The organism is Lysobacter korlensis (assembly GCF_042434515.1).
This window is the reverse complement of the sequence record NZ_JBHLTG010000007.1, coordinates 180244-203795: the sequence shown is the minus strand read 5'-3', so window position 1 is coordinate 203795 and position 23552 is coordinate 180244. Positions and strand designations below refer to the sequence as shown.

The 23552-nt window shown below is 67.7% G+C and carries 28 protein-coding genes; 14 read left to right on the top strand and 14 right to left on the bottom strand.

The annotated features are described in order from the left end of the window. Window positions 1-14 precede the first annotated feature (14 nt). Entirely contained in the window at window positions 15-746 is a 732-nt protein-coding gene (locus ACFFGH_RS25850; RefSeq protein ID WP_386673734.1) for an SDR family oxidoreductase, read from the top strand. Further along, entirely contained in the window at window positions 743-1315 is a 573-nt protein-coding gene (locus ACFFGH_RS25845) for a GNAT family N-acetyltransferase (RefSeq protein WP_386673732.1), read from the top strand. Before ACFFGH_RS25850 ends, ACFFGH_RS25845 begins: the two co-directional genes overlap by 4 nt. On the opposite strand, the gene ACFFGH_RS25840 is transcribed toward ACFFGH_RS25845, so the two are convergent. Next, the gene (locus ACFFGH_RS25840) at window positions 1290-1877 is read right to left on the bottom strand and encodes a TetR/AcrR family transcriptional regulator (protein WP_386673730.1); all 588 of its coding nucleotides are present in this window, start codon (window positions 1875-1877) and stop codon (window positions 1290-1292) included. The genes ACFFGH_RS25845 and ACFFGH_RS25840 overlap by 26 nt on opposite strands. 242 nt (window positions 1878-2119) lie before the next feature. On the opposite strand from ACFFGH_RS25840, the gene ACFFGH_RS25835 reads away from it, so the two are divergent. The 5 genes from ACFFGH_RS25835 (at window position 2120) to ACFFGH_RS25815 (ending at window position 7019) form a co-directional block, all read left to right on the top strand. Then, window positions 2120-3046, top strand: coding sequence for an ABC transporter ATP-binding protein (locus tag ACFFGH_RS25835; RefSeq protein WP_386673728.1), 927 nt, complete (start codon window positions 2120-2122; stop codon window positions 3044-3046). Next, entirely contained in the window at window positions 3043-3876 is an 834-nt protein-coding gene (locus tag ACFFGH_RS25830; RefSeq protein WP_386673726.1) for an ABC transporter permease subunit, read from the top strand. Before ACFFGH_RS25835 ends, ACFFGH_RS25830 begins: the two co-directional genes overlap by 4 nt. A gap of 123 nt (window positions 3877-3999) precedes the next feature. Continuing rightward, window positions 4000-4932, top strand: coding sequence for a DMT family transporter (locus ACFFGH_RS25825; RefSeq protein ID WP_386673724.1), 933 nt, complete (start codon window positions 4000-4002; stop codon window positions 4930-4932). Between the two features lie 34 nt (window positions 4933-4966). Further along, entirely contained in the window at window positions 4967-5929 is a 963-nt protein-coding gene (locus ACFFGH_RS25820) for an LLM class flavin-dependent oxidoreductase (RefSeq protein WP_386673722.1), read from the top strand. A 502-nt stretch (window positions 5930-6431) separates the two neighbouring features. Next, a complete protein-coding gene (locus ACFFGH_RS25815; RefSeq protein WP_386673720.1) occupies window positions 6432-7019 on the top strand; it encodes a LysE family translocator in 588 nt (195 codons plus the stop codon). Between the two features lie 103 nt (window positions 7020-7122). Here ACFFGH_RS25815 and ACFFGH_RS25810 read toward each other — a convergent pair whose 3' ends face one another. Continuing rightward, window positions 7123-7692 (bottom strand): TetR/AcrR family transcriptional regulator, encoded by a 570-nt coding sequence (locus ACFFGH_RS25810; RefSeq protein ID WP_386673718.1) that lies wholly within the window; start codon window positions 7690-7692, stop codon window positions 7123-7125. Between the two features lie 129 nt (window positions 7693-7821). On the opposite strand from ACFFGH_RS25810, the gene ACFFGH_RS25805 reads away from it, so the two are divergent. Then, a complete protein-coding gene (locus ACFFGH_RS25805; protein WP_386673716.1) occupies window positions 7822-8388 on the top strand; it encodes a GNAT family N-acetyltransferase in 567 nt (188 codons plus the stop codon). Between the two features lie 365 nt (window positions 8389-8753). On the opposite strand, the gene ACFFGH_RS25800 is transcribed toward ACFFGH_RS25805, so the two are convergent. Beyond that, window positions 8754-9185: a MarR family winged helix-turn-helix transcriptional regulator gene (locus ACFFGH_RS25800; RefSeq protein WP_386673714.1), complete on the bottom strand. Its 432-nt coding sequence runs from the start codon at window positions 9183-9185 to the stop codon at window positions 8754-8756. An 80-nt stretch (window positions 9186-9265) separates the two neighbouring features. Between ACFFGH_RS25800 and ACFFGH_RS25795 the strand changes: the two genes are divergently transcribed. Beyond that, window positions 9266-9748: a hypothetical protein gene (locus tag ACFFGH_RS25795; RefSeq protein ID WP_386673712.1), complete on the top strand. Its 483-nt coding sequence runs from the start codon at window positions 9266-9268 to the stop codon at window positions 9746-9748. 48 nt (window positions 9749-9796) lie between these two features. Here ACFFGH_RS25795 and ACFFGH_RS25790 read toward each other — a convergent pair whose 3' ends face one another. The 4 genes from ACFFGH_RS25790 to ACFFGH_RS25775 all read right to left on the bottom strand — a co-directional run bounded on the left by ACFFGH_RS25790 (window position 9797) and on the right by ACFFGH_RS25775 (window position 13357). Then, the gene (locus ACFFGH_RS25790) at window positions 9797-10180 is read right to left on the bottom strand and encodes a RidA family protein (protein WP_386673710.1); all 384 of its coding nucleotides are present in this window, start codon (window positions 10178-10180) and stop codon (window positions 9797-9799) included. A gap of 420 nt (window positions 10181-10600) precedes the next feature. Next, window positions 10601-11176: a TetR/AcrR family transcriptional regulator gene (locus ACFFGH_RS25785; protein WP_386673708.1), complete on the bottom strand. Its 576-nt coding sequence runs from the start codon at window positions 11174-11176 to the stop codon at window positions 10601-10603. An 85-nt stretch (window positions 11177-11261) separates the two neighbouring features. Then, complete coding sequence (locus ACFFGH_RS25780) at window positions 11262-11783, bottom strand: carboxymuconolactone decarboxylase family protein (protein ID WP_386673706.1); 522 nt, start codon at window positions 11781-11783, stop codon at window positions 11262-11264. A gap of 62 nt (window positions 11784-11845) precedes the next feature. Continuing rightward, window positions 11846-13357 carry an MFS transporter gene (locus tag ACFFGH_RS25775; RefSeq protein ID WP_386673704.1) on the bottom strand — a complete coding sequence of 504 codons (1512 nt, stop codon included), beginning with the start codon at window positions 13355-13357 and terminating at the stop codon, window positions 11846-11848. 82 nt (window positions 13358-13439) lie between these two features. On the opposite strand from ACFFGH_RS25775, the gene ACFFGH_RS25770 reads away from it, so the two are divergent. The 3 genes from ACFFGH_RS25770 to ACFFGH_RS25760 all read left to right on the top strand — a co-directional run bounded on the left by ACFFGH_RS25770 (window position 13440) and on the right by ACFFGH_RS25760 (window position 15396). Further along, complete coding sequence (locus ACFFGH_RS25770; protein WP_386673702.1) at window positions 13440-13847, top strand: winged helix-turn-helix transcriptional regulator; 408 nt, start codon at window positions 13440-13442, stop codon at window positions 13845-13847. A gap of 225 nt (window positions 13848-14072) precedes the next feature. Continuing rightward, a complete protein-coding gene (locus tag ACFFGH_RS25765) occupies window positions 14073-14723 on the top strand; it encodes a LysE family translocator (protein ID WP_386673700.1) in 651 nt (216 codons plus the stop codon). A 91-nt stretch (window positions 14724-14814) separates the two neighbouring features. Beyond that, the gene (locus ACFFGH_RS25760; protein ID WP_386673698.1) at window positions 14815-15396 is read left to right on the top strand and encodes a class I SAM-dependent methyltransferase; all 582 of its coding nucleotides are present in this window, start codon (window positions 14815-14817) and stop codon (window positions 15394-15396) included. Window positions 15397-15441: 45 nt separating this feature from the next. Here the strand turns inward: ACFFGH_RS25760 and ACFFGH_RS25755 are convergent, their stop codons facing one another. From ACFFGH_RS25755 to ACFFGH_RS25725, 7 genes are all read right to left on the bottom strand, one after another. Next, window positions 15442-15876: a VOC family protein gene (locus tag ACFFGH_RS25755; RefSeq protein WP_386673696.1), complete on the bottom strand. Its 435-nt coding sequence runs from the start codon at window positions 15874-15876 to the stop codon at window positions 15442-15444. Window positions 15877-15936: 60 nt separating this feature from the next. Continuing rightward, window positions 15937-16791, bottom strand: coding sequence for an NmrA family NAD(P)-binding protein (locus ACFFGH_RS25750; protein ID WP_386673694.1), 855 nt, complete (start codon window positions 16789-16791; stop codon window positions 15937-15939). A 49-nt stretch (window positions 16792-16840) separates the two neighbouring features. Continuing rightward, a complete protein-coding gene (locus ACFFGH_RS25745; RefSeq protein WP_386673692.1) occupies window positions 16841-17419 on the bottom strand; it encodes a dihydrofolate reductase family protein in 579 nt (192 codons plus the stop codon). Between the two features lie 95 nt (window positions 17420-17514). Continuing rightward, window positions 17515-17997, bottom strand: coding sequence for an anthrone oxygenase family protein (locus tag ACFFGH_RS25740; protein ID WP_386673690.1), 483 nt, complete (start codon window positions 17995-17997; stop codon window positions 17515-17517). A gap of 2 nt (window positions 17998-17999) precedes the next feature. Further along, window positions 18000-18833, bottom strand: coding sequence for an alpha/beta fold hydrolase (locus tag ACFFGH_RS25735; RefSeq protein WP_386673688.1), 834 nt, complete (start codon window positions 18831-18833; stop codon window positions 18000-18002). 60 nt (window positions 18834-18893) lie between these two features. Then, the gene (locus tag ACFFGH_RS25730) at window positions 18894-19343 is read right to left on the bottom strand and encodes a hypothetical protein (protein WP_386673686.1); all 450 of its coding nucleotides are present in this window, start codon (window positions 19341-19343) and stop codon (window positions 18894-18896) included. A gap of 398 nt (window positions 19344-19741) precedes the next feature. After that, window positions 19742-21262: an MFS transporter gene (locus tag ACFFGH_RS25725; RefSeq protein WP_386673684.1), complete on the bottom strand. Its 1521-nt coding sequence runs from the start codon at window positions 21260-21262 to the stop codon at window positions 19742-19744. Between the two features lie 349 nt (window positions 21263-21611). On the opposite strand from ACFFGH_RS25725, the gene ACFFGH_RS25720 reads away from it, so the two are divergent. Both ACFFGH_RS25720 and ACFFGH_RS25715 read left to right on the top strand, forming a co-directional pair. Then, the gene (locus ACFFGH_RS25720; RefSeq protein ID WP_386673682.1) at window positions 21612-22799 is read left to right on the top strand and encodes a sensor histidine kinase; all 1188 of its coding nucleotides are present in this window, start codon (window positions 21612-21614) and stop codon (window positions 22797-22799) included. Further along, window positions 22796-23464: a response regulator gene (locus tag ACFFGH_RS25715; RefSeq protein ID WP_386673680.1), complete on the top strand. Its 669-nt coding sequence runs from the start codon at window positions 22796-22798 to the stop codon at window positions 23462-23464. The genes ACFFGH_RS25720 and ACFFGH_RS25715 overlap by 4 nt, the downstream gene beginning before the upstream one ends. The last annotated feature ends 88 nt before the right edge of the window (window positions 23465-23552 follow it).

The following is a 23552-nucleotide window of genomic DNA, read 5'->3' as shown; positions in this document are numbered from 1 at the left end:
TGCGAGGAAGGAGTATGGAGCATCGCGTCGCCCTCGTCACGGGCGGTTCTCGCGGCATCGGTGCGGCGATCACCCAGCGTTTGGCGGCCGAGGGAATGAGCGTGCTGTTCACGTATCGCTCGTCTGGCACGGCGGCTTACGAGGTCGTCGATGAAATCACCCGCCGCGGCGGTGCCGCGCTCGCCGCACGCATCGACAGCGGAGCACCTGGCGCGGCGGAGACCGCGGTGTCAACTGCGATCGAGCGATTCGGGGGCCTCGATGTGCTCGTGAACAACGCCGGCACGTTCGATTCCGGCGAGCTGGCCTCCGTCGGGTTGACCGAGGTGGACCACGCGCTGGCCCTCCATGTGCGTGCGCCCTACCTTTTCAGCCAGGCTGCGGCACGTCGCATGCGAGATGGCGGTCGGATCATCACGATCGGCAGCACGTTCGCCGACCGCGTTCCGTACGCGGGTGTGGCGCTCTACGCGATGACGAAGGCGGCAGTGGGTGGCATGACTCGTGGCCTGGCCCGCGACCTGGGCGAACGCGGCATCACCGCCAATGTGGTGCACCCGGGCAACATCGACACCGACATGAATCCGGCGAGCTCGGAGGAGGCGGCGAGCGAGTTGCCGCAAATCGCGCTCGGCCAGTACGGCGCCCCAGCGGACATCGCCGGGGCGGTGGCATTCCTGGCAGGGCCGGACGGCGGTTATGTCACGGGCGCGACGCTCACGGTGGACGGCGGCTATAACGCGTGAGCGCGACACCATGGGCGCCGGTTCTTCCCATCCGCACTGCGCGCCTGGATCTTCGCGGGCACCGGACTGAGGATCTGGACGATCTCCTGGTGTTCCACGGTGACCCCGTCGCCACGCGGTACCTTCCCTGGCCGGTGCGTGACCGGAAGCAGACCGAGGAAGCACTCCAGGCGAGGCTCTCACAGGACGTCGCCTCCCGCGAAGGTGACTGGCTGGTCCTCGCGATCGAGGAGCGGGCTACGGGGCGGGTTATCGGCGAGGTCGACTTGAAGAGGGGCGCGGATGGCCGGGCTGAGCTCGGCTACGTCATGCGGGGAGACAGGCAGGGGATCGGTCTGGCGTCCGAAGCGGCGAGGGCGCTGCTCCACCTCGCGTTCTCCCGCTTCGGGGTGGTGATCGTCGAGGCACTGATCGAGCGCGGCAACGATGCCTCCGTCCGGCTCGTTGAACGACTGGGCTTTATTCGGACCGCCGCGATCGACCATCTCGACGCGGGAGCTGTGATAGAGGGGTACGTCCTCCATCGCTCCGCGTACGAAGCGGCTAGCTCGCGCCCTGCAGTGACGTGAGGGCGCCCAGAAGTGTCGCCGTGATCACGCGCGTCGCGTCGGTCGGTTCCAGCCGGCCGGCATGGATCTCGGTCGAGGCCGCATGGACGACGGCGTGGAAGATCGCCTGGAACCAGTCCGTCGGCAGGTCCGAGCGGAACTCGCCGCGTCGCTGCGCAGAGGCGATGAAGTCGCGGACGCGGTCTTCCAGTCCACCCTGGTGCATCTCCCGGATCGTGCTTGCCGGGAGCGCCTCCTCCGCGGCGATCAGCAGCCTGCCTGAACGCACGGTCAGCTGCCACGTCGCCTGAATCAGGCGCTCAAGTGCGGCGCCAGCGTCCCCGGACAGGTCAACGTCCTGCAATGCGGCGTCGACCTCCAGAAGCGCGCGACGAACGACGGCTTCCACCAGCGCCTGGCGCGAGCCGAAGTGGCCGTAAACGGTCACGCGGCCGAGCCCGGCTTCCGCCGCGATGTCGCCCATGCTGGCGGACGGGTCGCGACCGAGGAGCGTCTCGGCGGCATCGAGAATCCGTTCGATGTTCCGGCGAGCGTCGGCACGCGGCTGGGCCTCCGAGGTCATCGCGTGCACTCCATAGGGCTCCCCATCAGAACGGTCGTTCTCCAACAGCCACCAGCGTAGAACCCCGAGCCGCGACTGCGCCTCGGGCAGCGTTCCCGGGCGCCCCGGAGGCGCGGGCGTAACACGTACGCGTGAGTACAGGTTTTGCCCTATGGTTGGGAATTCGTACACGACAGTTCGAGTTATCGGAGACGTGTTGAGCGCCGCAGAACAGCGGCGGCCCAGCCGGCGAAAGGGTGGAGATGATCGAGGCGCAAGAACTGACCAAGCGCTACGGCGATACGACTGCCGTCGACAGCGTGACCTTCACGGTCGCTCCCGGCACCGTGACCGGGTTTCTGGGGCCGAACGGCGCGGGCAAGTCGACGACGATGCGCATGATTCTCGGGTTGGACCGGCCGACGAGCGGAACGGTGGCGGTCAACGGCAGACCGTTGCGGCGGCATCCGGCGCCGTTGCGAGAGGTCGGCGCGCATCTCGGGGTGGCCACGCACCCCGGGCGGTCTGCTCGCTCGCACCTGCGGGCGATCGCCGCCACTCACCGCATCGCCGCCGCCAGGGTGGATGAGGTTCTCGAACTGACCGGCCTCACCGCGGCAGCCGCGAAGCGGGTCGGAGGATTTTCGCTGGGCATGACGGCGCGGCTCGGTCTCGCTGCTGCACTGCTCGGCGACCCCCGCACGCTCGTGCTGGATGAGCCGGTCAACGGGCTCGACCCGGAAGGAGTCCTGTGGTTTCGGACGTTGGTCCGCGATCTCGCCGCAGACGGTCGCACGGTCTTCCTGTCATCCCATCTGATGAGCGAGATGGCTCAGACCGCCGACCAGGTGCTGGTGCTCGGACGCGGCAAGCTGATCGCCGCCGGCTCGGTGCACGAGGTGATCGATGCGGTGAGCCCGACGACCGTGAAGGTCCGCTCTCCCCAGGCCGGCGAGCTCGCAGTCGTTGTGGCTGATGCCGGAGGCACCGTGAACCGCGTTGGACCAGAGGCATTCGACGTCCAACGGCTGGCCGCCCCGCGGATCGGCCAACTGGCCGCGAACCACGGCTTCGTGCTGCACGAGCTGATCCCGCAGCGGCCCACTCTGGAGGAGGCGTACCTGTCGCTGACCGCCGACGCCGTGGAATACCGCTCCGACCTGCACGTGTCGCTGGAGGGAGCCCGATGACCCGCCCGGCTGACACAGTGACGGCCGCAGCGCACCCGGATCGCGGACCGGCCGGCCTCTCTTTCGCCGGCACCCTGCGGAGCGAGTGGATCAAGCTCCTCTCCCTGGGGTCCACCTGGTGGGTCGTCGGTGCATGCGTGGTCGTCGCCGCGTCGTTCGGGCTCCTTCAGGCCGCGACACTCGACGTCACGCCGGAGGAGGCCGCGGCTCACATGATCGCGGTTGCCGGGCACGGCGCGGAGATCATCGTCGGCGGCTACTCGATGACCGCACTCGCGGTCGCGGTGCTCGGGGCGCTGGCGATGACCGCCGAGTACTCGACCGGCACCATTCGAGCCACCCTCGGCGCCGTCCCCACGCGCCTGCCGGTACTCGCGGCGAAGGCCGTCATCGTCGCCGTCATCACGACGGCAACCAGCGTGGTCGGCCTTGCTGTGACCTGGCTCGCGGTTCAGCCGGTGCTCGCCCCGCGCAACCTGCTTCCAGAACTGGACGACCCCGTGACGTGGCAGCTCTTCGGTGGCTCGACGTTCTTCCTTGTGGCCTCGGCGCTGCTCGCCCTGGGTCTGGGCTCTGCACTCCGGTCGACCGCCGGAACGGTCACCGCAGCGCACGTTCTGCTCTTCGTCCTGCCTGGAATCCTGCAGTTCGTCGCAGTCGGGTGGGTCCAGGACCTGCTGCCGTACCTGCCGCTGTCTGCCGCTGCCGCCTTCCTCGACCCCGCTCCGGCCGACGTGCTCGCTGCCTGGCGAGGTGTCGCGGTCGTTGGAATCTACGCCGCCGCGGCGCTCGTCGCGGGAGCCGTCAGCCTGCACCGCCGCGATGCCTGAGCCCGCTCGGATACTCGAAACGAGGCGACAGTGCGGAGCAGTTCCCCCGCGCCGTGTACTCGCACCCGCGGCCAGCCGTGAAGCGGCAAGGACGTGTTCCATCCGACTGCAGGGGATCGAGCGGTGATTCTCCACGCGGTTGCGCTCACCGTCGGAACTCTGCTCGCAGTCCAGGCGTCGGTCAACCTCCAGCTCAACAAGGGGCTGCGATCGCCCTTCGCGGCGGCGGCAGTTCAGCTCGCCGCCGCTTGGGTGGCGTTGCTCGTCGTGACTCTCGCCTCCGGCGCCGCGGCCGCACTCGCGGATGCCGATCGGGTGCCGGGCTGGGTTCTGCTCGCCGGCCTCGCGAGCCCCATCTACATCACCAGCGGGATCCTCCTCGTGCCGCGCCTCGGCGCCGTGGCCACGGTCGGGCTCTGGGTCGCGGGGCAGATGCTGGCATCCGCCGTACTGGACGTGACCGGCGCGTTCGGCGTACCGGCCAAGCCCGGCGGAGCAGAGCTCATCGCCGGAGTGGCGCTGGTGCTGGTCGGAATCCTGGTGGTCATCAGCGGCGATCCATCTCGCCCCGTGCCCGGGAACGGGAGCACGGCGCGAGCGTGGCGCGCTCCTGGCTGGCTGCTGCTCGGAATGGCGGCGGGTGCACTGCTTCCCATTCAGGGCGCGATCAACGCGCTTCTGCGAGAGGAGATCGGCGCCGCTGCGCCGGTCGCCCTCATCAGCTTCACCGTCGCGGTGGTGGTCGCGCTGCTTGTGCTGGCGGTCCTGCTCTGCGCGCGGGCGACGCCATGGCCGGACTTGCCCGGCCTCCGTCGAGTTCCGTGGTGGGGTTGGGTCGGCGGCCTCTGCGCAGCCCTCTATGTCACGTCGACGTTCCTGCTCATTCCGGATATCGGCGCGGCTGCCACTGTCTCGCTCACCGTCGCCGGGCAGCAGCTCGGGTCCGCGCTCATCGACCACTGGGGGCTGCTCGGCCTTCCGAGACGACGGGTGACCACGTTGCGCGCCGCCGGCATTGCGATGCTCCTCGCCGGGTCCCTGGCGGTCCAGCTGTGACCCGCTCGTCACCACTTCACAGGAGGGAAGCGAAGTGAACCGTGACAGAGTCGGCGTCGTCTTCGGGAGCCTGACGCCGCCGGAGACGCTGATCCGCAGCGCACGTCTGGCGGAGCAGCTGGGGATCCAGGAACTCTGGTTCTCAGAGGACTGTTTCTTCACGGGCGGCTTCTCGGGGCTGACCCAGTTGCTCGCCTCGACCGAGCGGGCCCGCGCGGGTCTGGGGCTGGTCAGTGTGCTCACCCGGCACCCGGCCGTGCTCGCCATGGAGACCGCCGGCATGGCGCGGATGTACCCGGGCCGGGTCCGCATCGCGGTCGGCCTCGGCAACACGCATTGGCTGGATCAGATGGGACTGACGGCGCGGCGCCCCCTCACGACGGTCTTGGAGACCTTCGACGCGCTGCGGGACCTGCTGCATGGTGCGGAGCTCGACAAACGGACGGATGCGCACCGCTTCGCCCGGATCGGTCTGGAGTTCCTTCCGGAGGTTCAGCCCGAACTGTGGATCGGCGCGGTCAACGCCAGAGCCCTTCGCGCCGCTGGGCGCGCCGACGGTGTGCTTCTTTCCGCATTGTCCGGCGAGAGCTACATCTTCTGGGCGAAGCAGCAGATCGGGACGGATGCGCCTCGTCCACCCCGGATCACCGCGTACGTGCTCGCCTCGATCGACGACGACGAGCACGTCGCCAGGAACGCCGTGCGCGATGCGGTGGGGTTCTTCCTCACCGCGGAAGCACACTCAGCCCTCGTCGGCCAGTCGCGATTCGAGACGGAGGTCCGATCGCGGGTGGCGTCACTCGCCCCGAACGAACGGTTGGCAGTCGAGGACGAGTGGCTCGACGAGTTCGCGGTGGCGGGAACGCCCGCGCAGGTCCGGAATCGTCTCGAAGGGTTGCTCTCCGCGGGCGCGGACTCGGTCGGCCTGTGGCTGTTCCCGAGCGGCGACCATGACCGCCAGCTGCGGCGCCTTGCGGAGCTGTCCGGTGGCACGTGAGCCAGCGCACGGATCCGCTCTGTGGGATCGAGCTTCGGGTGCTGCCTGGAGATCGGAGTCCGCACGGAAGAAAGGAACCTCCATGGGGTTGCCGCTGACGGCGACCCGGCACGCGTTCATTCCGGTGGCCGGCACGGAACTGTCCTACTCCGAGTCGGTCCCATCGATTCGGATCGGGATCTGCCGACGGTCCTGCTGCTGCACGGTTCCCCGCCTCCTCGCATCAACATCGGCGCCTGCTCGAAGGCATCGGCGACCGACATCGGTTGATCGCGCCACCGCTGGAAGAACGGGAGGCGGAATTCAATGGGAGCCATGACCTTCCTCATTGCGCTGGGTGTGCTGGCAGCGTTGGGCGTCGGGGGCACGGTCAGAGTCGTCCGCCGGGACGGGTATGGTCGTGCGCCCACACGTGAGCCCTTGACTCGCGACGTGACCCGGACCGCCGCAATGCCGACCTCCGCATCGGCGCGCTCCGTCGAGAGGGGAACGCGTTGACGGCGTGATTGCTGCGGCCGCCGGGTACTGGTCGGTGATGGCGATCACACCGGGGCCGAACAACGTCCTCCTCGCGGACTCCGGTCTGCGTTTCGGTCTGCGAAACACTGTGCCGCTCATTCTCGGTGTGCAAACGGGAGTTCTGGTGCAGAACCTTCTGGTCGGCGCGGGCCTGGGAGCCGTCTTTGTCGCCCACCCGGCGGTGCAGGTCGGGTTGAAGGTCGCCGGAACCCTGTACGTGCTGTGGATGGTCTGGCGTTCGTGGTCGTCCTCCGGGTTGGCGGAACGGTCCTCGGATCGCCCGGTGGGGTTCGTGGCCGCGGCGGCGTTCCAGCTCGTGAACCCGAAGAGCTGGCTGGCTTCGACGGCCAGTGTGTCAGCGTTCCTTCACGCGGACCGGGTCGACCTCGCGATGATCGTCTTGTTGGCGCTGGTGGCAATGCTGGTCGGCACGCCGTGCAACGTGCTGTGGGCCGTGCTCGGCCTGACGCTGAAGCGTCTGCTCTCCACGCCTCGCGCGCTTGTGGCAGTGAACCGCATGCTTGCCGCGCTCTTGGCCATGACCGCCGGGTTGTTCTGGTTGCCGACCTGAGCATCGTGATGCGCACCAAGTGGGGTAGGGCTGACGGGCGCTGGTGCAGACGGCGCGCTCGCACGGGGAACCGGGGTCGGCGCGCGCGAAGGCACCGAGGTGCTCATCCGTCCGATCCGTCCGTTGTTGCGGCGCTCACCGCCGCAGCGAGCAGCCGGTCCCACAGGCGAACGATCTGCGGTGGTGTCATGGACAGCACTGCGTCCGCGGCTCCGATGGACATCAGATGACCGATCTGAGCGAAGTCGGCCGCGGCTTGCTGTTCGAGCCCCATCGCTTGGAGCTCTCCCTGCAGGAAGTCGACACGGGCTCGATCGATTCGGTCGATGTACTCGCGAGCGATCGGGTCGCTGGAGGCCCAGGCTCGGACAGCGGCCTCCAGGCGGGGCCGTCCGCCCTCGGCAGCCATGGCATCGGCAACAATGTGCCGAACACGAGCCGCGCCGGCCGGCACGGGTGCCGCCCGTGCTCGGTCGATGAACTCCTGATTCTCCCGGTGCTCGAAGTACTCGAGAAGGGCCTGGCGGTAACCCGGCATGCCCCCGAAGTGGTGGTAGAAGGAGCCCTTGCTCAATCGCAGGCGTTCCGACAGCGATTCGATGGTGAGTCCGACGGTTCCTGAATCGGCCAGGATCTCCAGGCCTTCGCGCAGCCAGCGCTGACGACTTGTCATCCGACTCCCTTATCGATCCACGTGGCCGCTCTTGACTGTGCCGCGCCAGAAAACATACCATACAGTTTGGTACGGACGCGGCTTGCACATGCCGCCACTCGACTCGATCACGAAAGCTGCCAAGTGGATATGTCCTCGACTCCCTCCGGAACGTCCAGCCCCGTCTTGAACGCCGGGAGTGCATTGCTCAGGCCGTACGATCCGCGTGACGAAGACGCCTTCGTTAGGCTGTTCCAAGACCCAGAGGTGAGCAGATTCGTGGGGGACGGTCCTCAGGACGAAGGGGAAGACCGCGCTCTGTTCGGCCGGATCTTCTCATCCGTCTATGCCGGGAACAGGTTCGCTGTGTGGGCGATCACGCGCGGAGGTGCCGTCGTCGGGCATGCCGAGCTGAAGCCATCGCCCAGTGAAGACGTCGACGGCTGGGAGCTGGTGTATGTGCTGGAGCGAGCGCATTGGGGCCAAGGGCTGGGAACTGAGGTCGCCAGGGCGATCACGACTTTCGCGCTCGAGCAGGTGGGTCTGCCGCGGATCTACGCCACGGTCGACCAGCAGAATGCGCGGTCGATCGGGCTGCTCGAACGCCTCGGCTATGTCCCCGTTGCCGACCGTCACGAAGATGGTGGCAAGGTGATCAAGATCCTTGCCCGCACCCCGCATCGCGACAACTCTCAAGGTTCCCCACACTCCACGTGAGGGTGGGAATCCACGCAATCGAAGTCGGCGCCGCGTCGAGCGGGCCGGTCGGGACCCCATGAACCCGCTGCGCGCGTCGCTCCTGCTGGCCCAGGCATCATGGGTGCGCCGGACAAGGGAGATTCTACCGCCTGCCGGTGGGGCGACATCAGGTCGGGTCGGTGAGACGGCATCCAGGGAGCCATTCCGCGTCGCCGTTCACAGGACGCCCTGTCTGGGACCTGGTAGGTCAGCATGGCGCTACTGCGCGTCGGATCCGTCATCGTCCGAGCCGTGACTTCTTCGCCCGCGACGGCTTCCACCCGTCCGCCATCGGGTAATCGGCGCCGGGCGGAACTGGTGGCTGCCGACTTGCGCGCGAGCTCCTAGCCTTCAGCGAGATCGGTCAGGAGCCTGCGGAACAACCGGGCGTCGGATGTGGACATGACCGAAGTGAGGAATTCCTCCTCAACGACCCGTATGGCGCTCTTGACCCGGGCATAGGTCGACCGGCCGCCCTCGGTGAGCCGGACCGTTCGCTGACGCTGATCCGCCGAAAGCTCGCGGATCAGAAGCTCTCGCGCGGCCAGCTCGTCGAGGTGCTTCCCAAGTCGGGTCGGATCACGCCGGGTCCTTCGTGACAGCTCCACCTGAGAGACGGCATCCCCCGATGCGAGCTCGGACACGATGGCGTACTCCCACATCGACAACCCCGCCTGGCTCAGGATCGGCTGCTCGAGCTCGGCGAGGCGAGGCAGTAGGCGGGCCAGCGATGCTCCCAGATCAGGCGCGTCGTGCGGGTCATGGCTCGTACTCATGGACACCCCGCTCCGGACCCTCTACCGTGGTAGATGATCTTCTCTGTAAACATCCGCATCCTGAACTAAGGAAAGACACCGTGGACGTATCCGTCCTGCACTCCGTGACCGAGGATCTTGCGGGCTATCTGTCCGAGCTCACCACGGGCGATCTCGATCGCCCGACTTCGGGCGCGGCAGGCAATGTCGGTGCACTCTACAGGCGACTCATGGAGCAGAACCTACAGGTTGCATCAGTCCTCACGGTCGACGCATCCCCTTGGGTGGTTCCATCCGGCGCGGAGCGCCGGGCGGCAGTCCACGCGCCGGCAAACGCCTACGGAGGCGGATACGAGAACGAGTATCGGCGAACCGCGTCGTTGATGGAGGCCGCATTCTCTTCGCGGGCTGACTCTGCCCTGGTTCCACTGCATCAGCGCGATTACGAACGCACGGTCGCTGAACTGTACGCCGCCGTCGTCGGGGAGGTCGTCCACCACGCCAGTGAGCTGGCCCGTGCCCTCGGGCTCGGCTACCAACCGCGCTCGATGGTCGCCGCCTATCTCGGGGACGCTGAGGAGTGATGAGTTGACCTCCGTGACCGGACTCGACCGCTCGCCTTCACGCGACGGTCATCGAATCAGTGCGTCAGCTTCGATCTCGACGAGCAGCGCTGGGTCGATGAGATTGCTGACCTCGACCATCGACGTGGCGGGCCGGATCGTGCCGAACACCGCGCCGTGGGCTCGTCCGACATCCTCCCACCGGGTGATGTCGGTGACGTACATGCGGGTGCGAACCACGTGCTCGAGTGTCGCTCCGGCTTCGGCCAGGGCGGTCTCGATCCGCCGCAGCGCCTCGCGGGTCTGCTCCGCGATGTCGTCACCTCCGACGGCGCCGCCCTCCGGCAACGCCGCTGTGGTGCCGGACACCGCAACCCAGTCGCCGACCCGAACCGCCCGCGAGTACCCGACGAGCGGTTCCCACACCGCCCCAGAGGAAACCAACTGTCGCATCACGACATCATGCAGCACTGCTGCTGGGGGCATGCGGTTGCAGACCTCCGCCGCAGCCTTCTCGAGAGGAGCTGCAGCGTTCTCTCGAGGTGGAGGAGCACTCTTCGCGTAGACGCCGGCCGACCCGTCGCTCGGTTCGGTTCCTCGGATGCGCGTCTCCTCAATTCCAGTTCGCGCACCAAACGCTGTTCGTGCCGTCGTGCAAGATGGCTGAAGGCGTGCTCCGCTGCGTGCATGATTCCCGTCGTGAAGTGATTGCTCATACCAAGCTATGAGGCACCCAGGGGACCACGGCCTCGCTTGTCTGCCGTTGACCGTTGCGGATCTGCCACCGGCTGCCGCGGACACGCTGTCGTGTCACACGATGGCCGATGTCTTAGGCCGGCTCTTGGCCGAGCCGTCCACTCGGCGCGAGGCGACTCATCCCGCGCCGTCGACCGGGCCGGCCGTTCCGGCGATAAGGACGGCTGCCATCTCGCGGGCATGCGCCGCCGGCTGGGTGCTCTGCTCGCGGACAGCCGTGACGATCGCGCCGTCCATGAGCAGCATCAACCGGTGCGCGAGGCTCTGGGCCTGCTGGCCGTCGATGCCGAGCGGTGCCAGGAGATCGGAGAGGAACGCGATGACCTGGCGCTTGTGCTGGGCGGCGACTCGGTGCGCCGCACTGGCCGGATCGGCGGACTCGACCATCGTGTTGAGAAAGGCGCAGCCACGGAAGTCCGCCCGTGCGAAACGTTCCTCGAGTGCGTCGAAGACGGCCAGCGGTCCGCCACCGTGCGCAACGACCCGCTCGGCGAGCCAGGCGCGCCACGCCTGATCGCGTCGTTCGAGCACCTCGACGACGAGCTCATCCTTGCCGCTGAAGTGACGGTAGAACGAGGCTCGTCCTACCCCGGATTCCTGCAGAAGCCGGTCCACTCCCACCGCGCGGATGCCCTCCGCGTAGAAGAGGCGTTCCGCGGTCTCTACGAGTCGCTCACGGGCCCTGCTGGCCATGCGCCAACCCTACGTGGAAGCGGCGGCTGCCACCGCCCGCATGCGACTCGTCACCGGGCCTCAGGCCCGACATGCCCTTCCCCGTTCACGCCGGCATCTCGGGGAAGTCGAGCTCTGGCTGAGCGAGGTGGTTGAAGTAGTTCGAGAGGGTGTTCAAGGCGATGTGGGCGGTGATCTCTGCCATCTCGCCGTCGGTCACCCCGTGAGCGCGAGCGTCGGTGATGTCGGCGTCCGCGACTCGGCCACGGTCCTCGACGAGCCGTCGCGTGAGTGTGAGCACGGCCTGGGCGTGCGGGTCCGCGTCCAGACCTGAACGCGTGTCGCTGACCTCCTGCGCGCTCATGTGGAGGAGCCGCGAAGAACGGAGCGCGTGGGCACTGACGCAATAGGTGCATGCGTTCAGCTGTGCGACGAGCAGGGCGATCTGCTCACGAAGCCGGGGAGTGAGCTCCCCGTCGGTGAGCGCATCCCGCATGGCGAGGTATCCGGAGAGCGCGGCAGGACCAGCGGCCATGGAGGCGTACAGGTTCGGCACGCGACCGAGCTGCCTGCGGGTCTGTTCGAGAAGGCCGGTGGAATCGTGGTCGACTGCGTGGAGACGCGGCAAGGGAATCCCAACTGAGTAGGGGAGTGGATGACCGAAATGGTACCGATCGGTGCCGTTTGGAGTCAATGCCCTCGTGCTTCCGCTGCGCTCTCGGACTGCCTTCTCGGCATGTCGCGCTCACCGGGGTCGCGCTCGTCGGGCTGAGCCGCCGCCTGCCGCCGGCCCGCGGCCCTGGTGGCCGCCGCGGGCCGTCTCCATGCCTGGCCGGCGACCGAGGCCAGCAGACCGAGCCCCGCTAGGGCGATAGGAGCAAGCAGGGCGATTCGATAGGTCTCTGCGCCGACTGAGACCGAATCGGCGAATGCCAGAAGCATCGAGGTGAGTGCAAGCCCGATCGCTCCACCGATCTGGAACACCGTGTAGAGCAGTCCGCTGGCGCTGCCCTGGTCCGCCTCTGCGGCTGGCTCCGTGGCAGCGATCGTGAGCGGTCCGTAGGCGAAGGTGAACGCCAGGCCGAGAGCGACGAAGCTCGGGAGCATGAGCAGGTAGCCCCAGGTGTCATCGGCTGGAAGGAAGAGAAGGTACGACGCCAGGGCGAACGCCAAGCCGACCGAGGCCACGTTCCGCACGCCGAATCGATTGACCAGGCGGGGTGTGAGTGTGGGGGCGAGGATGAGGTCGATGCCCATCACCAGCATCGCAAGCGAGGTCTGCAGTACGGTCCAGCCTCGGTGCTCCTGCAGATAGAGCACGACGATGAACTGGAAGCCGAGGAAGCCGGCGGCGAGCAGACCCGCTCCCGCGTTGGCTCGGAGGATGCCTCTGTCGCGCAAGACGTTGGCGGGCACGAACGGGTGGCTGGAGCGCCGTTGGTTCGCGGCGAACAAGTAACCGAGCACACCGGCAGCCACGGCGACCGCGGCGGCGATGGAGTAGGCCCCGTGACCGGCCTGCTCGATGGCGACGACCAGCGAGACCGTGGAGGCGGTGAGCAGTGCGGCTGCAACCGCGCCCAGCCTGCCGCCCCGTCCGCTGTCGTCGATCTGGCGCGGAACGAACGCCAGCGTTCCAGCAAGCAGGAGAACGGACAGCGCGAGGGGGACGAAGAACACCCACCGCCACCCAAGCATCGTCAAGCCGCCCCCGACCACCAAGCCGATGGAGAAGCCGCCGGCGCCGACGGCGGAGTAGATCATGACGGCCTTGTTCCGCGCGGCAACGTCGGTGAACGTCGTCGTGATGATGGCGAGCCCGGCCGGCGTCATGAATGCGGCCGCAATGCCCGTCGCGGCTCGCGCGACGAGGAGCATCGGTCCATCCGTTGCGAATCCGCCGAGCGCTGAGAACGCGATGAACGCGACCATGGCGATGAGGAACACCCGTCGACGGCCGAACACATCCGCCGCCCGGCCCCCGACGAGGACGAATCCGCCGTAGCCGAGCACGAAGGCGCTCACCACCCACTGAATCTGCCCGGTCGCAAGGTTGAGATCCTCGCGAATCGTCGGCAGCGCGACGTTGAACATCGCGACGTCGGAGCCCTCGATGAAGATCGCGCCGCACATGATGAGGAGAACCGCGAGGGAACGCCCCCGAAGTGTCGTGCCGTGTGTGCTCGCCTCAGGTGCTGCCATGCTTCCTCTCCCCGGTTGCGTGGTTACTTCTTGTAACCGAGGCCATCCTGCGGCAGGCTGTCGAGTGAGGAAAGTAGGCACTTTGGAATCCCCTAGTTACCCCACATATACCGAGCCGTGGGACTCAGCGCACCAGTGGGACACACGGGCCGACTGTGAGGTCAGACAGATCCTCGACCGGATCGCCGACAAGTGGTCCCTGCTGGTCATCAGCCTGCTCGACGGCCGCTCGCTGCGTTTCGGGCAGCTCATGCGGCTGATCGACGGGGTCAGCCAGCGGATGCTGACGATCACGCTCCGCCAACTCGAGCGGGACGGCCTGCTGACGCGTCACGTGTACCCGGTCTCCCCGCCGCATGTCGAGTACACGCTCACGGAGATGGGCCGGTCGCTGCGGCAGACCATTCAGCCACTGGTGGCATGGACGGAGACCCATCAGGACGCGATCGCGCATGCCCGCAACGCGTACGACCGCAGTCACGAGGGGTGAGGGGCTGAGCCGACCGCGTCGCTTTGGGCCCTCGCCTCGAATAACTGCCAACGGCCCGCAGTGGAAAGCCAATCGCACCTGGGTTCCTACCGGTCATCCACCGGCTCTGTAAAGCTCGAGCCGGGTCCGCTTCGCTCACGTTGACGCGCGGCGGTCAGAGCGAGGCTGGGACGGCATGGTCCGAGCACCGCAGCATCGGCTCCGAGAGGGAGGTGAGAGAGGAACGTGGTCTCAGGCTCGGCCGTTCTCGGCGTAGCTCTCGTGGCATTGACGCTCGTTCTGACCCCCGGTCCGAACATGGTCTACCTGTTGTCCAGGTCGATAACGCAGGGCCGGCGGGCCGGTCTCATATCCCTCGCAGGCGTGGGAACCGGTTTCCTGGTGTACTTGCTGGCAGCCGCGGCGGGACTGGCTGCCGTGTTCGTCGCCGTGCCCGCTGCATACACGGCTCTGAAGATCCTTGGCGCCGCGTATCTCCTCTACCTTGCGTGGCAGGCGATCCGGCCACGGCCCGCCGGCATCCGCAAGTCGCTGGGCGGTGAACTGCCGGTCGACCGTCCCGCACGTCTGTTTCTGATGGGTCTCGTCACGAACCTTCTGAATCCGAAGATCGCAATCCTCTACGTGTCCATCCTTCCCCAGTTCATCGACACCGAGCGGGGATCGGTTGCCGCGCAGAGCCTCGTGCTGGGGGCGACCCAGGTCGCTATCGCGCTCACCGTGAACGCGGCCATCGTTCTGTTCGCCGGCGCACTCCATGGGATGCTGGCTGCCCGACCGCGCTGGGTCGACATCCAGAGGTACATGATGGGAACGGTTCTCGGCGGCCTCGCGGTGTGGCTGCTCGCGGACCGCAGCCGACCGCTCGCTGCTTGAGATTGTTCGCACTTCGGGTAGTCCCAGCCGGCGCGCGCAAGCAGCGCGTCGGGCTCCTCATCGGCCAGTTCCTTCGGGAGGGGACCACATCGTGACGGACACCACCGACTGGGACGCTGAAGCCGCGGCCTTCGACGGGGAGCCAGACCACGGGCTGACGCAGCCGAGCCTGCGGTCAGCGTGGATCGCGCTCCTGAGCGGATTGCTTCCCGCCGCGCCTGCGCGGGTAGCGGATATGGGATGCGGCACCGGCACGTTGACGCATCTGCTTGCAGAGCAGGGTCACATCGTCGACGGGCTCGAGCTGTCGGAGGAGATGCTCTCCCGCGCCCGGAAGAAGACGAAGGGCCTGTCGGGAGTCCGGATCATCAAGGGCGATGCCAACGAGCCGGCACTGGAACCGGGCTCATACGACGTGGTGCTATCCCGCCACGTACTGTGGGCGATGCGCAACCCACCCGAAGCGCTCAGCAGATGGAGGTCGTTGCTGCGCCCGGGTGGTCGGCTCGTCCTCGTCGAGGGCCGATGGTCCACCGGTGCCGGTCTCCCTTCCTCGGCGACACTCGAGTACCTGGACGCGCTCGGCATGAGCGCGCGGTCGCACGTTCTCTCGTCGGAGGACCTGTGGGGCCGCCCGATCGAGGACGAGCGGTATGCCGTGGTCGCGACCTGACACCGCCCGGAGGACGAGGTCCGCTACAGCGTCGTTCCGGCCGATTCAGGCGGGCGTTCGGAGGAAGTGCACGATCTCCCAGAGGTGGCCGTCCGGGTCGATGAAGTAGCCGGAGTAGATTCCCCATGGTCGCTCACCCACGTCGCCGACGACACGACCACCGGCGGCTTCGGCGGCGGCAAGCAGGTCGTCGACCTCCTGAGAAGTCGACACGGTGTGACCGATGGAGAACCCGTGCCCGGCGACATCCGACGGGCTCAGCCCGGCGTCCTTCGCGAGTTCTGCCGCAGGATAGAGCGACAGGATGACGCCGTTGCCGAGCTGGAACATGGCGGCACGGCCGGCCGGTGCGGTGTCACTGCCGGGGAACTCTTCGCCGATGATCCCGCTCGTGGGAAGACCCAGTCCGTCCCGGTAGAACGCGAGCGCTCGATCGAGGTCGGCCACAGCGAGGGTGATCGTGTCGATGTGCGATTCCATGGGTGAGGATTCTCCTTCGTCTGGTGCGAGAACGCATCGCCGGGAGCCGGGGCACGGAGATCAGCTCCACGTCCCCGCGGCCGCGTGTTCGGCCGCGAAGTCGCCGAAGAGGCGGGGCGCGCGTCCGAGCGCCCGCTGCACCCCATCCGTCAGCGACTCGTTCCGGCCGTCGAGCACGACGCGGAACAGGTAGTCGAGCAGCCACACGACCTCCTCGGGCACCCCATCGGCTCGAGCGGCTCGCGCGTACTCCTCGTATGAGACCGGCACGTACGTCACCGGTCGGCCGAGCGCGACCGACAGCTGCTCGGCGACCTGTCCGAACGTGAGCAGCTCCGGGCCGGTCACCTCGTAGACGCGCCCCGCATGGCGCTCGTCGAGGAGTGTGGCTGCGGCGACCTCCGCGATGTCGTCCGCGTCGATGAAGGGCTCCGCCGTGTCGCCAGCGGGCAGGTACAGGACTCCATCGAGGATGGGCTGGCGGAGGTAACTCTCGGTGAAGTTCTGGAAGAACCACGAGGCCCGCACGACCGACCAGGACAGTCCGGATCCGCGCACCACCCGCTCGGCATCCAGCGCCTCCGGCTCCCCGCGCCCGGAGAGGAGCGTGACGTGCTCGACGCCTGCGCCCTCCAGCTGACCAAGCAGCTCGGCGATGTCGTCGGTCGAGCCGGGAACCGCCAGGTCGGGGGAGTAGGCGACGTACGCGGCGCGGGCACCGGCGACGGCCGCCTGCCAGGTCGACCGGTCGGCCCAGTCGAAGGGGATTGCGGTGCTCCGCCCCACCGCGCGCACCGGGGCGCCCGCGGTGCGCAACCGTTCGACGACACGGCTGCCGGTCTTGCCGGTGCCGCCGAGCACCACGGTCCGCATCGCGGTGATGGTGAGAGAGGGGGACTTCGTGGGTGTGTTCATCGTGACTCCAGAGATCGGTCGAGACATGCGACGCAGCGCCGGGTGGAGCTCACGAATGCGGTGTCGGTCGGTAGATGAGCTCCTGAATGTTGCCGTCGAACGTTCTGTGCTCCATCAGTTCGAGGTCGAAGTCGGCCGCGCCTGCGAAGACCGGCTCGGTCCCGGTTGTTCCGGTGATCACGGGGAAGATCGTCAGCTGGACACGGTCCACGAGGCCGGCGGCCATCAGCGCCCGGTTCATCGACAGGCTGCCGTGGGAGCGCAGCGGCACCTTGGATGCATCCTTGAGCCGGGCGACGACCTCGACGGCGTCACCTCTGGCGACGGTCACGTCCGGCCAGTCGAGGGGCTCTTCGAGGGTCGTTGAGACCACCGTTGTGGGCAGATTCTGCATGCCGGCGTTCACGGGATCCAGGTCGGACGCGGCGGTCGAGCCCAAATTCTCGAGGAACTGCCGGAACGTGTTGGCTCCGACGATCATCCGCTGCTTCTCGCTGTACTGCGCCAGGCGGCGCTCCAGGAACTCGGGTCCCTGCTTGCCCCAGTAGCCGCCCCAGTCGCCGTCGGCGTTGTAGGAGCCGAAGCCATCCAGACTGGAGAAGACGTCGAACGTGTAGGTAGCGGTCATGGTGCTTCCCCTTGGATGTGATCGATCGGCCGATGACACTGCGACACTACGGACGGCCACGCTCGCGTGAAGGTGCCGGTGGTCACTCGTTCGGCTCAGGAGGTTCCCGGACCGTGGGTCAGCGCAGCGATCGCCAACGTGATCGCGGCCACCGAGGCGCCCGAGCGGATGCCGTTGAGGATGTTCCAGCGGCGCTCGAACGCGGCCCGGGCGTCCTTCGAGGCCGACACCGAGCCGTCGAGCGCGTTGTTGAGCGGCACGTTCCCCACGAGGGTCACCACCACGGCGCCGACGAAGTACACGAGCGCGGCGGACAGCAGCAGCAGGCCCCTCGGGCCGCCGAGCTCAAGAAAGGCGGCCCAGGCGAGCAGCAGCGGCGAGAGGAATATCGGCACCAAGAACAACGGATTGAGCACGGCTCGGTTGATCGAGCGCATGACCGTGACGAAGGTGTCATCGTCCGTGCGGCGGAGCCCTGGCATGACGCCGGTGGAGAAGGCCCAGAACGTACCGCCGGCCAACCCCATGAGGGGAACGGCGACGACCACGAGGACGTCGAGGACGTCGAGGACGGTCATTCTCACCAGGCCCCGTCGCGGCGGCGTGCGTCGGAATCGGTGTGGTGCAGGATGGCCGCGAGCGTCGTGTTCCACAGTGGCGGAGGCGGCTGCTCGTGCCCCATGCCTTCCAGGGGCACGAACTGCGCACCCGGGATCGCCCGAGCCAGGGCCGCTCCGTGCGGCAGCGGCAGGAGAGGGTCCGCGGTGCCGTGCATCACGAGGGTGGGCGCCGTGATCGTCTCGAGGCGGGCGCCGAGCGGCCAGTGATCGCCCACGACGAAGTGGTTGGTCATCGACGCGGCCATGTCGCGGGTTCTGTCGACCTCCAGCACCGCGTTGCGACGGATGCGCCGCTCGTCGAAGGGAAGCGTGCCGGCGTACGGGCGTTCCGCGTCGACCCGGTAGGCGATCACCGCATCGCGGTCGGTCCAGTCCGGTTCCGGCTGTGGATCAGTGAACGTCGCAGCGACCCGGGGTTCCGGCGGGGGCAGGCCTTCGGAGCCAGGTCCCTCCGGACTGGTGGATATCAGGGTCAGCGTGCGGACGCGATCCGGGCGCAGCAGGCCGAGCGTCTGCGCGATGCCGCCGCCCATCGACAAGCCCACCACGTGGGCGGTCTCCACGCCGATGGCGTCGAGAATCCGCACCGGGTCGCTGGCCAGGTCCGCCGGACCGTACGACGGCTGACCGGCCGGTGAGCTCGTGGAGCGGCCGGTGTCACGGTGGTCGTACCGGATGACGTGGCGGCCGGTGGCGAGCCGGGTGCAGAACTCCCTCTCCCACCAGACCATCGACTGACCTCCGCCGGCGACGAGGATCACCACCGGGTCGGACGCGGCCCCGAAGGTCTCCACACAGAGATCCACGCCCCCGCAAGCAAGCACACGTCCAGTCGTCACGGTTCTCCCTTTGCGTCATCCGTGAGATCGAGCTTGCCGTGCTCGACCGTGGCCGCCCAGCGCGTCAGCGCTTCGCTTCAGGGCGCGGAACTGCAGAATCGCGAACGCCAGCACGACGACGCCTTGGGCGACGGTCCAGACGACACCGACGACGGTCAGTCCGAACGGGTTCGCAGCGGCGATGAACAACGAGGCCGCTGCCCAGACCGCGTTGATGGTGGCGAGCAGCGTTGGCAGGAACATCGGCCGCTTCAGTGAACGCGCGGCGATGAGCAGCCCGACGGTGACGACGGCGAGGAGGAGCCCGGCCGTGAAGAAGAGCGTGGACGTCGCCCCCAGCAGCCCGGGCAGGATGTGCCCCAGGGCCAGGTATGCGATGGCGTTGGCGCCGGTGACCAATGCGTCGGCCAGGAACCAGATACGGCCGCCGCTGAGGGGGACCGTCGCGGTGGTGGTGTCACGCATCGCGGCCCGCCTCACTGCGCTTCGCTGAGCGCGGCTTCGGCGAACTGCTCGGCGGCAGCACGCCCGTCATGGACGGCATCGACGTCATCGACCTCCAAGTTGATGAGCATGCCGGTGCTGGTCGGAGTCATGGGGTTCCTTTTCTCTCGTTGTTGATCGGTCATAGACGAGTCGTTCCGTCGGGTTCGTCGGTTCCGGGTGCCGGGCCAACCCTCGAGCGGAGGGCGAAGCGGTGTTGGGTCGCGCGGTCTGGGATGCGACGCAGGCCGTCTCGTGACACCTCGACGGCGGTGGCGACGATAACCGCCACCACGAGCACGATGAGTGCGGCTACTCCAACCACGTGACGTGCCCCCGAGGCCGGTGGGATCGAAGGACTCTGTTGGCGACCACGGTCATCACCGCTCGGTCTTCTCAACGCGGAGCAGCAGCGGCGAGAGGGCCGCGAGGACGGTGAAGACGGCGACGGAGACCAAGGCGACGACGTGTATTCCCGAGGTGAATGCGCTCCGGGCCGCGTCCAGCAGCTCCGCGCCGGCAGTGCCGCCGAGGCGCTCCGCCACCGTGATCGCGTTCGGCAGGCCGAGCAGCGCGTCGGTGGTCGCCGCCCAGGGCAGCTCGTCGGTGAGACTGGCGCGGTAGACGATGCTCGCGAGGGTGCCCAGAGTCGCGATGCCGAGGGCCATTCCGAACTCGCTGCTCGTCTCGTTCACCGACGCCGCGGATCCCGCCTTCTGCGGCGGTGTCGCGGACAGCACCACCGTCATGCCCAGCGCCATCGGCGCCGACAGGCCGAATGCGGCTGCGGTGACACCGAGGATGAGCAAGAGGGCGTCGGTCGTGTCGAGAAAGGCGAGGGGGATGAAGCCCGCCGCGCAGATCGCCAGCCCGCCCGTGATCGTCGCTGTGGTTCCGACCCGCCGTGCCACCGCGGGAGCGATCGAGAAGCCGGCCAGCATCGCGACGTTCTCTGGAACAAGCAGGAGTCCGGCGGTGATGGGCGACAGTCCGAGCACCGACTGGAGATAGATCGCCGCGAGCAGGGAGACGCCTGCCATGACGATGCCGCCGAAGAACATCACCGAGATCGCTCCCGTGAACTGCCGGTTCCGGAACAGCTCCAGATCGAGGAGCGGGTCGGCGAGGCGTCGCTGACGACGAACGAACACTGCACCGGCGACCACGCCGACGATGATCGCGGTCACGGGGAGCGCCTGCCACCCGTGCCGCGAGACCTCCTTGATGCCGTAGATCGCCGGCAGGATCGCCCCCAGCGACAACGCGACGCTCGCGATATCGAGGCGCCCAGCGGATGGATCGCGGTATTCGGGAAGAAGGCGGGGGCCGAGCACCAGCACCAGTACCATCACTGGAACGCCGAGCAGGAAGACCGAGCCCCACCAGAAGTGTTCGAGGAGCAGCCCGCCGATGACGGGGCCGACGAGCATTCCACCCATGAAGCAGCTGAACCAGATGCCGATCGCCGTTCCCATCTGCACGGGGTCCGGGAACATGTTCCGGATGAGTGCCATCGTCGACGGCAGCAGCGTGGCGCCGGCGATTCCCATGAGTGCACGGGTTGCGATGAGCGCTTCAGGGGAGGCGGAAAACGCGGCGATCATCGACGCCAGTCCGAAGGCAGCCGCGCCGATGAGGAGGAGCTTCTTGCGGCCGATGCGGTCTCCCAGCGTCCCCATCGTCACGAGGAACCCGGCGAGCACGAAGGAGTAGACGTCGAGGATCCACAGCTGCTCGACGCTGTCGGCGCCGAGGTCACGGCTCAGCACGGGAAGGGCGAGGTACAGCACACCGATGTCGATCGAGAGCAGGACGGTGGGAAGGGCGAGGGTGGCCAGTCCAAGCCACTCTTTCCTGCCGGCTCGGGCGGCAGGAGTGATCTCTGACGTGCTGACGGTCATGCTGCGGGTCTCTCGTTTCTTGCGGCGCGTGCGGTGGGTCAGAGGCGATGGACGGCGATCGCGCACCGCGTCCCGCCGTATCGCAGAAGATCGTCGGGGCGGGTCCGCTCGTGACGCCGTGTCGTGTGCGGTGCCCGCCAAGCCTTTCAATACCGCGCGCGAGAGCGCGCGTGCCGGAAGTCATCGGCTCAGGCCGTGACTATCGGCACCCGGAACGACGGCCGGGGGTCAGCGGGTCTGCCTTCCGGGAAATCCGGCTTCGCGCTGCGGGCGTGCGCTGCGGCGGAGGACCAGCGTGCGGTGACTTCTGGCACGTCCCTTTCTGCGTGCTGTTCCCTAGGCTTCGGCTATGGCTTCGGTGAGAAAGTCGCGTTGGACGACGCAGCGGAAACTCGCCTGGGCGAGCATCGCGTGCGCGGACATCCCGGCCGTCATCGTGCTGCTCGAGTCGACACTCACGGACTTCGGCGGTCCCGCCATGCCCTGGGTGTGGTGGTCGGCGTTTCTGCTGTTCATCGTCACACTGATGTTGATTCACGGCATCCTGCCCCGGCCCCGCCGCGTTCAGGTGAACGCGCTCCTTGTCGTGCTGATCGGTCTTGCAGTGGCGCTCGTCGGGTTCTACCCGGAGCAGGGATGGAACGCGCTGCTCTTCGTCGTGACGGCTGCGACGATGTCCTTCTTCTGGCGCCTGCGCACCGTCGTCGTCGTTGCGGCGGCGCAGACGGCGACGGTCGGGATCGTGTTCGCCTCAGCCGGATGGCCACTCGCCGACGTTCTGATGGGCCTCTTCGCGTACGGGAACTTCCAGGTGTTCGGCGCGCTGGTGATGTTCGCGGCGCGAGGCGAGGCGGATGCCCGATCAGAACTGGCGGTGGCCCACGCGGAACTGCGGTCGACCGCGGCGCTGCTCGAAATGACCAGCAGGGAGGCGGAGCGGCTGCGCATATCGCGGGATCTGCACGACCTTGCCGGACACCACCTCACTGCGCTCTCCCTTGAGCTGGAGGTGCTCTCGCATATCGTGCGCGATGATCCGGGGCGCGAACACGTCAACAAGGCCACCGCGATCGCCAGAGAACTCCTCGGCAGCGTACGCGCCGCGGTCAGCGAAATGAGGGAAGCGCCTGTGTCGATCGAGGCGGCGCTTCGTTCCCTCGCAGACGACATCGCTTCGGTGCAGGTCAGCGTTCGGGTGCGGGAGAGTGTGCCGATCTCTGCGGAGCATGCGGTCATCGTCATGCGGTGCGTCCAGGAGGCGATCACGAACTGCATGAGACATTCGGACGCCCGCCGCCTTGACATCCTCATCGACGCGGACACCCGCGGCATCCGCGTCACGATCACGGACGACGGAACCGGCTCCGCCCGGGTCACCCGGGGAAACGGATTGACCGGGATGGCCGAACGGTTTGAGACTGCGGGCGGCACCCTCGAAGTGCGGTCACAGGCCGGTGCCGGATTCAGCATCGTCGGCAGCATCCCCGCGACCGAGCACGGAACGACCGCTCGGCGAAGCGTGACCACGGCGCCATGAGCACGCCGATCCGGGTTCTGCTCGTCGATGATCAGAATCTCGTCCGGGAAGGGATCCGGAGCCTGCTCGCACTGAGTGCCGAGGTCGAGGTGGTCGGTGAATGCGCTGACGGCGACGAAGCGCTGGAGTTCTTGGCCGGGCAGGAGGCGGATGTCGTCCTGCTCGACCTGCGCATGCCCGGCCGTGACGGCATCGCGACGCTGCACTCGATGCGTGAGCGAGGAATCGTGGCCCCGGTGCTCGTGCTGACCACGTTCGATGATGACGAGCTCGTCCTTGGGGCCCTGCAGGCGGGCGCGAAGGGGTACCTGCTGAAGGACGTGACCCTGGAGCAGCTGCTCGGCGGGATCCGGACACTCGCCGCCGGCGGGTCCCTGCTGCAGCCGGCGGTCACCGAGCGGTTGCTGCGCGCGTTCGCCCGCCCAGCCGCCGATGTGACACCTCATCCGAAGGCGCTGACCGGCGGCGAACTCGACGTACTGCGGCTCGCCGCGAGCGGATGGTCGAACCGTCAGATCGCCCAGGGGCTGCATCTGGCCGAGGGCACGGTGAAGAACCGCATGTCCAGCGTGCTGCTCAAGCTCGGCGTCAACGATCGGATCAAGGCGGTGCTGAAGGCTCTGGAGTCCGGAATTCTGGCGACTCCTCCCAACGAGAGGCGCTGAGCGGAACGGACTCGGGTGACTTCCGGCACCTGGTGCGCGCCCCGGCATCGACCTAGCGTTTCGCTGGCAGTCGTTCACACGCTCGAGA